The 778-nt window shown below is 74.9% G+C and carries 1 pseudogene; it reads right to left on the reverse strand.

Going from position 1 to position 778, the window contains the following annotated elements:
* Positions 1-778, reverse strand: a pseudogene (locus ACNFOC_RS54815) (protein kinase); the annotation flags it as partial.

Here is a 778-nt window from a genome sequence, read left to right on the forward strand (position 1 = left end):
CCCGCCCCGGTGTTCTCCCCGGACTTGGGCATGAAGAGCATGGCGTACGCGATCGCGCCGGCCAGCAGCAGGAAGACGAGGATCAGCAGGGTCCGGCCAAGTCGGCGCGGCGACCCGCCGACCTCCTCCTTCGCGCGCTTGTGCCGGCCGTGCGGACTGGTCGCGGGCAGCCCGGCCCGCCGCCTGCGCACCAACTCGCCGCGCCGCCGCACGATCGGCAGCCGCCGGGGGTCGGTCGGCGGGGTGGCGACGACGTAGGTACCGGCCTCGGGCTCGGGCGCCGAACGCACCAACGACCGCAGCCAGCCCCGCAGTTCCTCGAAGTCGAGCCGCTCGGTCGGGTCCTGCCGCAGCAGGGACTCCACGATCGGCCGCAGCGGCCCGCACTCCTCGGCGAAGGCGGGCGGCTCCGCACACACGAGCTGCACCAGCTCGGCGGTCGTCTCCTCCGGATACGGCGCATGCCCCTGTACGGCCCGGAAGAGCAGCGCCCCGAGCGCCCACAGGTCGGTCGCGGGCCCGATCGGCGCGGCCAACTGCCAGTTCTCATGCACCGGCACAGCCTGCTCAGGCGCCCACCGCTCGGTGACGGGCCCGACGACAGTCATCCGCACCTGCCGCGCCCGCTCGGCGGCCAGCGCGGTGGCGGGGCCACGGCGAGCGGGGGTACCGGCGGAGGCGAGTTCGTCCCAACGGGCAGGGGGTTGAGGGGAGTTACCGGGGACGGGAGCGGGAACGGGGGCTGTGGCGTGGACCGGCGGAATGGGTCCGTCCAGGC

The sequence above is a fragment of the Streptomyces colwelliae genome, from assembly GCF_048158785.1.
Classification (GTDB): domain Bacteria; phylum Actinomycetota; class Actinomycetes; order Streptomycetales; family Streptomycetaceae; genus Streptomyces.